This is a genomic window from Plantactinospora endophytica (assembly GCF_016862915.1).
GTDB classification, from domain to species: domain Bacteria; phylum Actinomycetota; class Actinomycetes; order Mycobacteriales; family Micromonosporaceae; genus Plantactinospora; species Plantactinospora endophytica.
In genome coordinates this window covers 164,107-176,944 of the sequence record NZ_BONW01000021.1, presented here as the reverse complement: position 1 = coordinate 176,944, position 12,838 = coordinate 164,107, and the positions used below count along the sequence as shown (strand labels likewise).

The 12,838-nt window shown below is 72.8% G+C and carries 14 protein-coding genes; 7 read left to right on the top strand and 7 right to left on the bottom strand.

Going from position 1 to position 12,838, the window contains the following annotated elements; translation table 11 throughout:
- Positions 1-50 precede the first annotated feature (50 nt).
- Together Pen02_RS21780 and Pen02_RS21775 are read right to left on the bottom strand one after the other, a co-directional pair.
- Positions 51-842, bottom strand: a complete 792-nt coding sequence (locus tag Pen02_RS21780; RefSeq protein WP_203868242.1) for an SGNH/GDSL hydrolase family protein — start codon at positions 840-842, stop codon at positions 51-53.
- Positions 843-877: 35 nt separating this feature from the next.
- Positions 878-1,972 carry an SGNH/GDSL hydrolase family protein gene (locus tag Pen02_RS21775; protein ID WP_372445652.1) on the bottom strand — a complete coding sequence of 365 codons (1,095 nt, stop codon included), beginning with the start codon at positions 1,970-1,972 and terminating at the stop codon, positions 878-880.
- Between the two features lie 319 nt (positions 1,973-2,291).
- Here Pen02_RS21775 and Pen02_RS21770 point away from each other — a divergent pair, with 319 nt between their 5' ends.
- Complete coding sequence (locus Pen02_RS21770) at positions 2,292-2,678, top strand: YkvA family protein (RefSeq protein ID WP_239141067.1); 387 nt, start codon at positions 2,292-2,294, stop codon at positions 2,676-2,678.
- 207 nt (positions 2,679-2,885) lie between these two features.
- Positions 2,886-4,262, top strand: coding sequence for a cystathionine beta-synthase (locus Pen02_RS21765; RefSeq protein WP_203867940.1), 1,377 nt, complete (start codon positions 2,886-2,888; stop codon positions 4,260-4,262).
- 173 nt (positions 4,263-4,435) lie between these two features.
- Here the strand turns inward: Pen02_RS21765 and Pen02_RS21760 are convergent, their stop codons facing one another.
- Together Pen02_RS21760 and Pen02_RS21755 are read right to left on the bottom strand one after the other, a co-directional pair.
- Positions 4,436-5,392, bottom strand: coding sequence for a S1C family serine protease (locus Pen02_RS21760; protein WP_203867939.1), 957 nt, complete (start codon positions 5,390-5,392; stop codon positions 4,436-4,438).
- A gap of 141 nt (positions 5,393-5,533) precedes the next feature.
- Complete coding sequence (locus tag Pen02_RS21755) at positions 5,534-6,061, bottom strand: GNAT family N-acetyltransferase (protein ID WP_203867938.1); 528 nt, start codon at positions 6,059-6,061, stop codon at positions 5,534-5,536.
- A 26-nt stretch (positions 6,062-6,087) separates the two neighbouring features.
- On the opposite strand from Pen02_RS21755, the gene Pen02_RS21750 reads away from it, so the two are divergent.
- Complete coding sequence (locus Pen02_RS21750) at positions 6,088-6,417, top strand: MmcQ/YjbR family DNA-binding protein (protein WP_239141138.1); 330 nt, start codon at positions 6,088-6,090, stop codon at positions 6,415-6,417.
- Here Pen02_RS21750 and Pen02_RS21745 read toward each other — a convergent pair.
- From Pen02_RS21745 to Pen02_RS21735, 3 genes are all read right to left on the bottom strand, one after another.
- Positions 6,377-7,357: a ribonuclease Z gene (locus Pen02_RS21745; RefSeq protein WP_203867936.1), complete on the bottom strand. Its 981-nt coding sequence runs from the start codon at positions 7,355-7,357 to the stop codon at positions 6,377-6,379. The genes Pen02_RS21750 and Pen02_RS21745 overlap by 41 nt on opposite strands.
- 458 nt (positions 7,358-7,815) lie before the next feature.
- Positions 7,816-8,478 carry a peptide-methionine (S)-S-oxide reductase MsrA gene (gene msrA, locus Pen02_RS21740; RefSeq protein ID WP_203867935.1) on the bottom strand — a complete coding sequence of 221 codons (663 nt, stop codon included), beginning with the start codon at positions 8,476-8,478 and terminating at the stop codon, positions 7,816-7,818.
- 100 nt (positions 8,479-8,578) lie between these two features.
- Positions 8,579-8,992, bottom strand: coding sequence for an HIT family protein (locus tag Pen02_RS21735; RefSeq protein ID WP_203867934.1), 414 nt, complete (start codon positions 8,990-8,992; stop codon positions 8,579-8,581).
- Between the two features lie 92 nt (positions 8,993-9,084).
- On the opposite strand from Pen02_RS21735, the gene Pen02_RS21730 reads away from it, so the two are divergent.
- The 4 genes from Pen02_RS21730 to Pen02_RS21715 all read left to right on the top strand — a co-directional run bounded on the left by Pen02_RS21730 (position 9,085) and on the right by Pen02_RS21715 (position 12,789).
- Entirely contained in the window at positions 9,085-9,351 is a 267-nt protein-coding gene (locus tag Pen02_RS21730) for a hypothetical protein (protein ID WP_203867933.1), read from the top strand.
- A gap of 8 nt (positions 9,352-9,359) precedes the next feature.
- Positions 9,360-10,121, top strand: coding sequence for a hypothetical protein (locus tag Pen02_RS21725; protein ID WP_203867932.1), 762 nt, complete (start codon positions 9,360-9,362; stop codon positions 10,119-10,121).
- Positions 10,122-10,199: 78 nt separating this feature from the next.
- Entirely contained in the window at positions 10,200-11,342 is a 1,143-nt protein-coding gene (locus Pen02_RS21720; protein WP_203867931.1) for a cystathionine gamma-synthase, read from the top strand.
- A gap of 46 nt (positions 11,343-11,388) precedes the next feature.
- The gene (locus Pen02_RS21715) at positions 11,389-12,789 is read left to right on the top strand and encodes an amidase (protein WP_203867930.1); all 1,401 of its coding nucleotides are present in this window, start codon (positions 11,389-11,391) and stop codon (positions 12,787-12,789) included.
- The last annotated feature ends 49 nt before the right edge of the window (positions 12,790-12,838 follow it).

Genomic DNA, 12,838 nt, shown 5'->3' with positions numbered 1-12,838 from the left:
CCGACGCGGCGGGGAGCCGGCCGGCAGGTCGGCGGGGAGGGGCGGCCGGGCTACCGCTGGCGGGTGCCGGCGGCGGCGCGGGCCACGGCCGGCAGCAGCGCGTGGGCCCAGACCCGGTAGCCGTCGGCCGACGGGTGGTAGCCGTCCGAACAGAGTGTCCCCGCGTCGGCCCGGAACACCGCGCCCGTCTCGGCGCCGAGATCCACCACCGTGCCGCCGGCCTCCAGCACGGCGACGGCCTGGGCGCGGGCGGTGTGCCGACCGAGCCAGCCGGCGACCTGCCGCAACGGCGGCGCGATGGCCCGGACCGCGCCGAGGTCGGGGCAGGTGCCGACCACCACCCGGACCTGGGCGCCGCGCAGCCGGCGTACCGCCGCGCCGAGGTACGCCGCCGCCTCGGCGGGCCGGCGCAGCGCCACCACGTCGTTCGCGCCGACCAGGATCACCGCGACGTCCGGCCGCTCGCCGAGCAGCGCCCTTGCCACCTGGGTGGCCAGGTCGGTGGAGCGGGAGCCGGAGACGCCGACGCTGGAGAGCGACACCTGGCGTTCACCGCCGCCGACCGGCCCGGCCCCCTCGGAGAGCAGCCGGGCGAGTTGGCCGCCGACGGTGTCGTCGGCCCGGTCCACCCCGACCCCGAGTGCGGCCGAGTCGCCGAGCAGGACCAGCCGGAGCGGGGGTGCGCCGGCCCGGCCGACCGTGGAGCGCAGGGCCAGCCCGAGTTCCGGCTGGGCGTACCGCCGGTTGCGGGCCACGAATGCCTCGCCGGCCAGTAGCGCGATGCCGCCGACCGCACCGGCGATCAGTGTGACCGCGGCGCCCCGGGCGATCCGGGTGGCCATCCCGTACGTCGCCGTGCCGCTCGTGTCGAGTCCCGTCATGCCCGTTCCTCTACTGTGGAGGTTGTCGCCTCGTCCAGCGATGCCGGTGTCTCCGGTGGGCCTCCAGTCTCTCCCGCGCGGGGGTGCCCGAACCAGGCCCCACGGCGGCGTAGCTGCGCCCACCGTCCGCCGGGGCCGTGCTCCCGGCCGCCGACCCGGACGCCCCGAACCTCCGTACCGGCATGTCGGGCCGCCTCCTGGGCCGCCACCGGCAGCGACCGTACGCCCTGGTCGCCGGTGAACCCGCGGCGGTCGGGGCCGGCGCCGAGCGCGGCCAGTACGGTCGGCAGCAGCGCGGCGGCGGCGATCGCGTACCCCTCGGCGGACGGGTGGAAGTGGTCCCAGGCGAACATCCGGGTCGGCTCGGCGGCGAACCGGGGACCGAGCAGGTCACCGAGGGAGACCGTCAGCCCACCGGCCTCCACCACCGCCACGGTCTGCGCGGCGGCGAGCTGTCGGCTCCAGCGCCGGGCCAGCCAGCGCAGCGGTGGCTTGATCGGCTGGATCGCACCGAGGTCGGGGCAGGTGCCGACCACCACCTGGGCGCCGGCCGCCCGCAGCTCGCGTACCGCCTCGACGAGGTAGCGGACCGCCACCGAGTGCGGCGTACGGTTCGTCACGTCGTTGCCGCCGATCAGGATCACCGCCAGGTCCGGCGCGCGTTCCAACGCCGCGTCGACCTGGGGACGCAGCCCGGCGGAGAGGCAGCCGACCACGGCGAACCGGTACAGCCGGACGGGTCGGCGCAACCGCCGGGAGGTGCCGGTGGCGAGCAGCGCCCCGGGCGTCTCCCGGGGCCGGTGCACCCCGTAACCGGCGGCGGACGAGTCGCCCAGCACCACCATGGTGATCGGCTCGCCGGGGAACTTCGCGCCGTAGACGCCGTCGCCACGCGGCGGCGGGGCCTCGGCCAGCGGGATCACCCGACGGGCCTGCCGGGCCTGCCCCAGCAGCAGCCCGTACCCGGCGGCGGTGGTGAGCGCGGTCAGTCCCACCCCCACGGCCGTCGCCCTCGCCACCCGACGGGCGGCCGGCCACGCCGACCGCCGTGTCGGGGACGACTCCCGCCGCGTCGTCCGGTGCTGCCGCACCGACGGCTGCGGCTGCCACCACGACGTCGGGTTGCGCTGCGGCGACCGTTGTCGCCGCGTCGATCCGGCCGGACTCATCAGGGCCCCCCGCCTGTCACGCCGTACGCCTCGCGACCTTCGAGATTAACCCGGTCGCCCCACCCAGCGCTGTCGGCGTCCCGTCCGCACGCCGGTGGCGGTCGGGTACCCGGCCAGCGCCGGTTAGCACCGACTTCCCGACGATTCCTCCGCCGGCCGAACTCCCGGTCTCCACCGGCCGAACTTCCGGTCCTCCGTCGGTCGAATTCCCGGCGAGCGGCAGGTTGCGTCCGGATGCATCATGAATCCAGAGGAGGGCGCGGACATGGCCACCAGCAAGACACTTCGACGAACTGCCGCCTTCAGGGCGTTGTTCCAGGCACTGACCGCCGGCTCGCGGGGCGGCCCGTCACTGGGCAAGCGGCTCGCCGCCCTGCCCCGCATGATCGCGGCGACCGCCCGGGGCGAGTACGACGGCGGACTGCGGCTCGCCCTGATGACCGCGGCGACCGCCTACGTGCTGTCCCCGGTCGACGTACTGCCGGAACTCACCCTGCTGATCTTCGGCCTTGCCGACGACGCGGTCATGGTGACCTGGCTGGCCGGTGCGGTGCTCGGCGAGACCGAGCGTTTCCTCGCCTGGGAGGCCCGCCGGGACTCCGTCATCCCGGGCGGGGTGGTGCGCTGACGCTGACGCCCCCGCCCGCAGCCGACCCGTACCGGGCCGCCGACGGTTCCCCCGTCCCGGCCGGGATCCCCGGCCACGGGTCGGCCCGCCGGCACGTACGCTGGCGGTAGAACCCACCATCCTTCGCCCCGACCGCACGCCACCAGCACCGACATCGTGCCCGGCCAGTGCCGTCCGGCCGGCGAGCACCGAGAAGGGCACAACGTCGTGCGCTACTACGACAACGTCATCGAGTTGATCGGCGACACCCCCCTGGTCCGGCTCCGGCAGGTGACCGCCGGCATCTCGGCGACCGTGCTCGCCAAGATCGAGTACTTCAACCCGGGCGGGTCGGTCAAGGACCGGATCGCGCTGCGGATGGTCGAGGAGGCGGAGCAGGCCGGTCTGCTGAGGCCGGGCGGCACCATCGTCGAGCCGACCAGCGGGAACACCGGCGTCGGGCTGGCCCTGGTGGCCCAGACCCGGGGTTACCGGTGCGTCTTCGTCTGCCCCGACAAGGTCAGCGAGGACAAGCAGAACGTGCTGCGGGCGTACGGGGCCGAGGTGGTGGTCTGCCCGACGGCGGTGGCGCCGGAGGACCCGCGCTCGTACTACAACGTGTCGGATCGGCTGACCCGGGAGATCCCCGGCGCATGGAAGCCGAACCAGTACGCCAACCCGGCGAACCCGCGCTCGCACTACGAGACCACCGGGCCGGAGCTGTGGGAGCAGACCGGCGGCCGGATCACGCACTTCGTGGCCGGGGTCGGCACCGGCGGCACCATCTCCGGCACCGGCCGCTACCTCAAGGAGGTCTCCGGCGGGGCGGTACGGATCGTCGGCGCCGACCCGGAGGGCTCGGTCTACTCCGGCGGCACCGGCCGGCCCTACCTGGTCGAGGGGGTGGGCGAGGACTTCTGGCCGGAGACGTACGACCGGGGCATCTGCGACGAGATCGTGAAGATCTCGGACAAGGACTCGTTCGAGTTGACCCGGCGACTCGCCCGCGAGGAGGGGCTGCTGGTCGGCGGCTCCTGCGGGATGGCGGTGGCCGCCGCCCTGGAGGTGGCCCGGCAGGCCGGCCCGGACGACGTGGTGGTGGTGCTGCTGCCGGACGGCGGCCGGGGCTACCTGTCGAAGATCTTCGACGACGAGTGGATGGCCCGGTACGGCTTCATGGACACCAGCGCCACCGAGCCGACCGTGGCCGACGCGCTGAACAGCAAGCCGAACGGCATTCCCGAGCTGATCCACGTGCACCCGACCGAGACGGTCCGGGACGCCGTCGACTACATGCGGGAGTACGCCGTCTCGCAGCTTCCGGTGCTGAAGGCCGAACCGCCGGTGGTGACCGGTGAGGTCGCCGGCTCGATCGCCGAACGGGACCTACTGGACGCGCTCTTCACCGGCCAGGCGAAGCTGCACGACACCATCGAGCGGCACATGGGCCCGCCGCTGCCGATGATCGGCGGTGGCCAGCCGGTGAGCGAGGCGGTCGGGCTGCTGGAGAAGTCCGACGCCGCACTGGTGCTGGTGGACGGCAAGCCGAAGGGCGTACTCACCCGGCAGGACCTGCTGGCCCACCTGGGCGCCTCGCCCCGCTGACCGTCGGCGGTCGCGGTGCCGACGGTTTTCCGTCGCGGTGCCGACGGTTTTCCGTCGCGGTGCCGACGGTTTTCCGTCGCGGTGCCGACGGTTTTCCGTCGCGGTGCTGACCGTTGTCCGCTGCGGTGTTGACTGTCGCGGTGCTGGCCGCTGCCCGGCTGCGGTGTTGACCGTCAGCGGACCAGTTCGGTCGGCACCGCGACCACGTCGACGAAGGCGCCCCGGCGCAGCAGGGTCATCGGCAACCGGCTGCCGATGGCCGGGCCGAGCATGAGCCGTTGCAGGCTCTGCCCGTTCGCCACCGGCCGGCCGCCGGCCGAGATGATCACGTCACCGAGGTAGATGCCGGCGATCCCGGCCGGGCTGTCCGGGACCACTTCGACCACCCGCAACCCGCGCTGCTGGCCGGTCCGCTCGGCGACGGCCGGCGGCAGCGGTACCGGCACTCCGGCGACGCCCAGCCAGGCCCGGCGGACCCGTCCGGAGTTCACCAGGTCACCGATGATCTGCCGGGTGGTGGAGTTGATCGGCACCGCCAGCCCGAGGCCGTACCCGGCGACGGCGGTGTTGATCCCGACCACCCGGCCGGCCGCGTCGGCGAGCGCGCCACCGGAGTTGCCCGGGTTGAGCGCGGCGTCGGTCTGGATCACGTCCTCGATCAGCCGGACGACCCGGCCGTCCCGGGCCGGCAGGGACCGGCCCAGCCCCGAGACCACCCCGGCGGTGACCGAGCCGGCCAGCCCCATCGGGTTGCCGACCGCCACCACGAGCTGCCCGATCCGCAGCGGGTCGGCGTCGCCGAGTTCGGCGGGCGGCGCGGTGGTCGCCCGGACCCGGAGTACGGCGAGGTCGGAGAGGGGGTCGGCACCGACCACGTCGAACCGGGCCTCGGCGCCGTCGGCGAAGGTGGCCAGCCCGCCGGACGCGTCCTGCACCACGTGCGCGCTGGTGAGCAGGAACCCGTCGTCGGTGAAGGTCACCGCCGAGCCGGCGCCGGCACCACGCGGTCCGCGTACGGCCAGCGCGGCCACGCTCGGCAGCACCCGCGCCGCCACTCCGGTCACCACCTGCGAATACGCGTCCAGAGCCGGCTGCTCGGCGCGCTCCGGTTCTCGTCGTTCGGTGCTCATGTGCCGGTCAACGCCGGCCCGCCGCCGGTCAGTACCCGGTGGCGCTGCGCCCAGAGCGAAATCCGGGCCGATCGGGGACCGGCGTCAGGTCCGTGGAGCGGTGTGAGGCCCGTGGAGCGGTGTCAGGCCCGTGGACCGGCGTCAGGTCAGGTCGCGGGCGTACCGGCACTGCCGGGTCAGCGCCGCGGCGATGGCGCCGTCCCGTTCGGTGCCGTCCGGGCGCCAGCCGCCCCGGGCGTAGAAGTCCCGGGCGTGCGCGTTGTCGACGAGTACCCAGAGCACCGCTCGTCGCCAGCCCTGGGCGCGCATCGTGGCCAACGCGTCGACCATCAGCGCCCGGCCCGTGCCGCGACCCTGCTCGGCCGGGTCCAGGTGGATCGCGTACAGCTCGCCGACGTCCGGGCCGGCCGAGTTCGGCTCCTCCGGGTCGTGCGGTCCGACGTAGCTGAAGCCGACCAGCCGGCCGTCCTGCTCCGCCACCGTCATCTGGTGGGTGTCCCGCTCGTACGACCAGCGTTCCGTCCAGTACCGGCCCATCATCTCGGCGGTCGTCGCGGCCAGCGAGTCCGCCGGGACGATGTCCCGGTATGCCGCACCCCGCGACCTGTAGTGGAGTTCACCGACGGCCATCAGGTCTCCGGCGACCGCCGGGCGCAGCGTGAGCGTCATAAGTTGATCGTAGTAACGTGGCCGATATGGTCACCTGGGACAGAGTGTGTGATCTGGTGTCGGTGCTACCCGAGGTGGAACAGGGGATCTCATACGGGACACCGGCGTGCAAGATCCGGGGCAAGTTGTTCGTCCGGCTGCTGGAGGACGGCGAGCGGGTCGCGATCTTCACGCACGAGCGGGAGGCGCTGCTCACGGCGGCGCCGGAGACGTACACGGTGCCGTCGCACTACACCAACTATCCGATGGTGGTGGTCGCGCTCGACACCGCCGACCCCGTCGAACTCAGCGAGCTGCTGACCGAGTCCTGGCGGATCAGGGCGCCGAAGCGGCTGGCGGCGACGTTGCCACGCTGACCGACCGGGCCGGTACCGGCACCCGGATCAGGTCCTCGGCCACCACGATCTCGCCGTCGAACTGCTCCCGGGCCTCAGCCGCGAAGCGCTCGGCGGCCGGCGGCACCCCGGCCCGGGACGTCGGACCGTAGCGCTGGGAGAAGTGGGTCAGCACGAGTCGGCGTACCCCGGACTCGGCCGCCACCCGGGCGGCCTGGGCCGCCGTCAGGTGCCCGACCTCGGCGGCCAGGGTTGCGTCCTCGGTCAGGAACGTCGACTCGATCACCAGCAGGTCGGCCCGGTCGGCCAGTTCGAAGACCGCGTCGCAGAGGCCGGTGTCCATCACGAAACCGAACCGCTGACCGGGGCGCGGCGTGCTCACCTCGGCGAGCGTCACCCGCCGCCCGGCGACGTCGACGTGCCCGGTCCGGATCAGCTCGCCGATCGCCGGGCCACGGATGCCGTACGCCGCCAGCCGGTCCGGCAGCATCCGGCGTTCGTCCGGCTCGACGAGCTGGTAGCCGTAGGTCTCCACCGGATGCCGGAGTCGGCGGGCCAGCAACGTGCCGGCGGTGGTCTCGAAACTCTGGCCGTCCCGGAGCACCGGCGACTCGCGCAGCTCGGCGGTCTCGTGGAAGGAGCTGGCGTACCGCAGCCGGGCGAAGTAGTGCGCGTCGCCACCCGGAAAGTGCGCGTCGACCGGATGCGGCACCCGGTCCAGCGAGAGCCGCTGTACCACGCCGGGCAGGCCCAGGCAGTGGTCGCCGTGGAAGTGCGTGACGCAGATCCGGGTCAGGTCGCCGGCCGGGATGCCGGCCAGCATCATCTGCCGCTGGGTGCCCTCGCCGGGGTCGAAGAGGATCACCTCGCGGTCCCAGCGCAGCACGTACCCGTTGTGGTTGCGGTGCCGGGTCGGCACCTGGCTGGCCGTGCCCAGCACCGCCAGCTCACGTACGGACACGGCGGACCTTTCGGGGGTACCCGTCGACGGTGGGTGGGCGCCGACGGTGGAAATGGTCGACCCCCGGGGTCCCGCGTGACGTTCGTCACGCGAGGGCCGGCTGGACTTTGGCCGGCACCCCCGGGGGTCGGGTGGCTGTCGTGGATTCGCCGCACCGCTGCCACACGGTCTCGACGACTTGCAACTGCCCGCCTGCGGCGGACACCGAAACTGTCAAGGACAGCGGCTAGCGGACAGCCACCTCACGAGTCCTATTGCTATACAAAGCTCGGACCACCTCCCTTCCCGTGTACGGCCACGCTATCCATCCCCGGTCGACCCCGGCAACGGTTTTTGGCCACACTCTTCGTGGTGGGAGCCGGTCCTCGCCCGGTCGCCACGCCCGGTCCGGGGCCGGTTGTCGCCAGGCCCCGGTCCGGTCGGTTGTTGCCAGGCCCCGGTCCGGGGGCCGGTTGTGGCTAGGCTCCGGTGCGGGCCACGCCGACCGGGCAGGTCATCCCGTTCGGGCCGTGGTTGCAGTAGCCGTTCGGGTTCTTGGTCGGCGCCAGATACTGCTGGTGGTAGTCCTCGGCGTAGTAGTAGTCGCCCAGCTTGCCGATCTCCGTGGTGATCTCGCCGTGCCCGGCCCGCGCCACGATCGGCGCGAACGCGTCCCGGGACGCCTGCGCGGTCGCCAACTGCTCGTCGGTGGTGGTGTAGATCGCAGACCGGTACTGGGTGCCGACGTCGTTGCCCTGCCGCATCCCCTGGGTCGGGTCGTGGTTCTCCCAGAAGACCTTGAGCAGGTCCTCGTAGCCGATCTTCGCGGGGTCGTAGACCACCTGGACCACCTCGGCGTGCGCGGTCCGGCCCGAGCAGACCTCCTCGTACGTCGGATTCCGGGTGTAACCGCCCGCATAGCCCGCAGAGGTGGAAATCACCCCGGGCAGGGTCCAGAACAGTCGCTCGGCTCCCCAGAAACAGCCCATCCCGAAGACGGCGACCTGGGCACCCTCGGGCCACGGTCCCCGTAGCGGGGAAGCGAGCACCTCGTGCCGGTCGGAGATCGGCATCGCGATCAGCCGGCCGGGCAGGGCCTGGTCGGGGGTGGGCAGCTCGGCATTGGTGCGCCGTAGGAACACGATGGAACTCCTTTCGTACCTCTGCCGGGTGTAACGCGGTACGTACGAGGATCCTTACCCGCTCAGCCCGTGCGCAGGCGCCGGCTCGTCGCGTACGGGGCTACTCGGCGAGCGCGGCGGCGATCCGGTCGGCGTACGACTGCGCCTCGGCGTCCGAGGCGTACCTCGTGCGGGGCCAGAAGAAGCCGCGCAACCCGTCGCCCTTCGTCCTCGGTACGACGTGGGTGTGCAGGTGTGGCACGGACTGGGACACCCGGTTGTTCATCGCCACGAACGTCCCACCGGCGTCGAGTCCGGCCTCCACCGCCAGGGCCAGCCGCTGGACCAGCCGGAAGTAGCCCGGCAGCGCCGTCTCGGGCAGCTCGCCCAGCGTCTCGACGTGCTCGCGCGGCACCACCAGCACGTGCCCCTTGAACACCGGCCGCACGTCGAGGAAGGCCACCCCGTCGGGGGAGTCGACCACCCGGAACGCCGTCGCCCCCGCCACGATTCCGCAAAAGACACACCCCGCCACGGGGCGAGCCTATCGGTGCCAGTCGCCGACGCCCGGCCACACCCTGAGGTACTTGGGTACTATGGCAAGGCAGCTTGAGAGGTGGTGTGGGGATGGCGGAGCCGAGGCGACAGTCGCCGCTCAAGGTCGATCCGGCGATCGACGAGTTGATCTCGCAGGGGGCGCACTTCCTCGGGCTCACCAAGAAGGATCTTGTGGCCGAGGCCGTCAAGGACTACCTCGCGGCCCGGCGCACCGAGATACACGACCGGATGACCGAGGCGATGCGGCTGCTGGACGGCAGCACGAGTTCCCGCCTGACCCTGCTGACCGGCGTACCGCCCGAGGAGATCGACCGACTCGGCGGGGTCCGGGAGTAGCCGCCGGCATGGAAGGCGCCCGCCCGACGCTGCGCTGTCTACAGGACGACCTGCAACTGCCGCTCCCGTCTCTCGACGAGCCACTCGACCGTGTCCAGCACCCGCTGCTGGGCAAGGCCAGTGCGCAGTTCGCTGCCCCCGACACGCCGCACGAGCGAGTCCGCACCCTCGACGACCAGGTTTTCTTCAAGGTCAAGATCCAGCGGTGGCGGGGTGCTGTGTGGGCGGAGCACGTGACGCCGTGGCTGGTCGCCGCCGGCCGACGCGAGTCCGGGAGCCCGGACGACTTCTACGCCGCCCTCGCCGCGACGGCCAGGACGGCGCGCGCCCGCTACAACGCCGGGCACCAGGCCGCACTTCCCACGGACACCTATTCCGCGTACCTGCTACCGAACCAGGACGACCGCCTGCGCTACCGGTTGGAGGCGGGACTGCGGTTCATCCGTACGCTGGAGGCCCTGATTCCGGATCTGGTGCGTGCCTCGCTCCACGACGGCCATGAGCACACCGCAGATCTGGAGACCTTCGTCCTCGGTGTCCAGGTCCGTGCCGACGCCGGTCACGAGACCTACGTCGCGATCCGGATCACCGGCTCCGTGCCGGAGAACATCACGCAGATCATCCTCGACATCGTTCCCGGGTGCGAGCACGGCGGGTGGTTTCCGGAGACCGCACTCCCGGACCGGGGCCTCCAGCCGAACGAGCAGGCCTGGTCGAACATCATGGATACGGCTGCCGCCGCTAAGTTGCTGGACCTGGCCGACGGATAGCCGGCGGAGACGCGGCCGCCCCCGCCACGATCGCACAGAAGACACACCCCGCCACCAGTGCAGGTTAGCCTTCTGCAAATGAGCCACGGCTTCGAGACACTTGCCATCCACGCCGGCCAGGAGCCGGAGCCCCGTACCGGGGCGGTGGTGCCACCGATATACCAGACCAGCACGTACGCCCAGGACGCCGTCGGCGCCCCTCGGCTCGGCTACGAGTACAGCAGGTCGGCCAACCCGACCCGGGACGCGTTGCAGGACTGCCTCGCGGCGCTGGAGGGCGGTCCGGTCGGACTGGCCTTCGCCAGCGGGCTGGCAGCCGAGGACACGTTGCTGCGTACCGTCTGCCGCCCCGGCGACCACGTGGTGATCCCGGACGACGCGTACGGCGGCACGTTCCGGCTCTTCGCCCGGGTGGCCGAACGCTGGGGGCTGACCTGGACGGCGGCCCGGATCTCCGACCCCGACGCGGTACGCGCGGCGGTCCGGCCCGGCCAGACGAAGGTGATCTGGGTGGAGACGCCCACCAACCCGCTGCTCGGGATCGCCGACATCGCCGGGCTGGCCGGACTGGCCAGCGACGTCGACGCGCTGCTGGTGGTCGACAACACGTTCGCCTCGCCGTACCTCCAGCAGCCGATCGCGCTCGGCGCGGACGTGGTGGTGCACTCCACCACCAAGTACGTCGGCGGACACTCCGACGTGGTCGGTGGCGCCCTGGTCGCGGCCAGCGCCGCGCTCGGCGAGGAGCTGCGCTACCACCAGAACGCGATGGGCGGGGTGAACGGGCCGTTCGACGCCTGGCTGACCCTGCGCGGGGTGAAGACCCTCGGGGTACGGATGGACCGGCACTGCGACAACGCCGAGCGGATCGCCGACTACCTGCACGGGCACCGGGCGGTGGCCCAGGTGCTCTACCCGGGCCTGCCCGAGCACCCGGGGCACGAGGTCGCGGCGAAGCAGATGCGCCGGTTCGGCGGCATGATCTCGTTCCGGGCGGCCGGCGGCGAGGAGCACGCCGTACAGATCTGTGACCGGGCGAAACTCTTCGTGCTCGCCGAGTCACTGGGTGGGGTCGAGTCCCTGATCGAACATCCGGGTCGGATGACACACGCAAGTGCCGCCGGCTCGCCGCTTGAAGTTCCCGCCGATCTCGTGCGACTGTCTGTCGGCATCGAGACCGCCGACGACCTACTCGCAGACCTGGAGCAGGCGCTCGGCTGACCGCCGTCCGGCCGCCCGGACGGCCTGCGGACGAGCCGATGGGGAGGTGGCCGTGCAGGACATCACGCCGAACTGGGTGGGCGCGACCGCGAAGCAGATCGCCCGGGCGGTCCGTCGTGGAGACGCCTCCGCCACCCAGGTGGTGGCGGACCACCTCGACCACATCGACCGGACCGACCGCGAGCTGTCCGCGTTCCGGGTGGTCCGGGGCGGTGAGGCGATCGTCGAGGCGGAGAAGGTCGACGAGCAGGACGACCTGGCGAACCTGCCGCTGGCCGGGGTGCCGGTCGCGGTGAAGGAGAACACCGCCGTGGCCGGGCTGCCGACCTGGAACGGCTCGGCCGCTGCGCGTACCGGGGTGGCCGAGGAGGACCACGAGGTGGTCCGGCGGCTGCGCGGCGCCGGTGCGGTGATCGTCGGGGTGACCCGGATGCCCGAGCTGGGGCTGTTCGGGTCCACCGACGACGAGACGGCGGTGACCCGGAACCCGTGGGCGACCGACCGCACCCCGGGTGGCTCGTCCGGCGGCTCGGCGGCTGCGGTCGCCGCCGGGATGGTGCCGATCGCGCACGGCAACGACGGGCTCGGCTCGATCCGGATCCCGGCCGCCTGCTGCGGGCTGGTCGGGCTCAAGCCGGGCCGGGGCGTGGTGCCGTGCCAGCTCGGCGCCAACGACTGGTTCGGCCTCGCCGAGCAGGGCATCCTGGCCACCACCGTGGCGGACGCCGCGGTCGGCTTCGCAGTGCTCGCAGGGCGGCGGCCGGACAAACTGACCCCGCCGGAGCGGTTGCGGGTCGCCGTCTCGCTCCGCTCGCCGGTCTCGGGGGTACGCCCGGACCAGCCGAACCGGGACGCGGTGGCCGCCGCCTCGAAACTGCTGGCGGTGGCCGGGCACGACACCGTCTCGGTCGATCCGGTCTATCCGACCTCGCTCGGGCTGCGCGGCATCGCCACCTGGCTGGCGTCGGCGGCCAACGAGGTCGAGGCGGCCGGCCTCGATCCGCGTACCCTGCAACGCCGCAATCGCCGGCACGCCGCCCTCGGCGCCTGGGCACAGCGGCGCGGCCTGGTACGCGAGCAGGACCGGACCCAGTGGCGGGAGCGGAGCATCGACTTCTTCGCCGACCACTCGGTCGACCTGCTGCTCACCCCGGCACTGGCCAGCGCACCGCCGCCGGCCGTCGGCTGGGCCAGCCGCTCCTGGCGGTCCAACCTGCTCACCTGCATCCGCTACGCCCCGTACGCCGGGCCGTGGAACTTCGCCGGGCTGCCGTCGCTGGTCGCACCGGTCGGGCTGCGCCCGGACGGGCTGCCGGTCGGGGTGCAACTGGTCGGCCCGCCCGGCTCGGAGCTGCTGCTCCTCGGGGTGGCCGGGCAGTTCGAGCTGGCCGGCCCGTGGCAGCGGCACGCACCCGACTGGCCCCGGGTACCGACCCCCACCGGCTGACCCCGCCGACCTCCGAACGACGCCGGCCGGACCGGTCAGAGGAGGACGG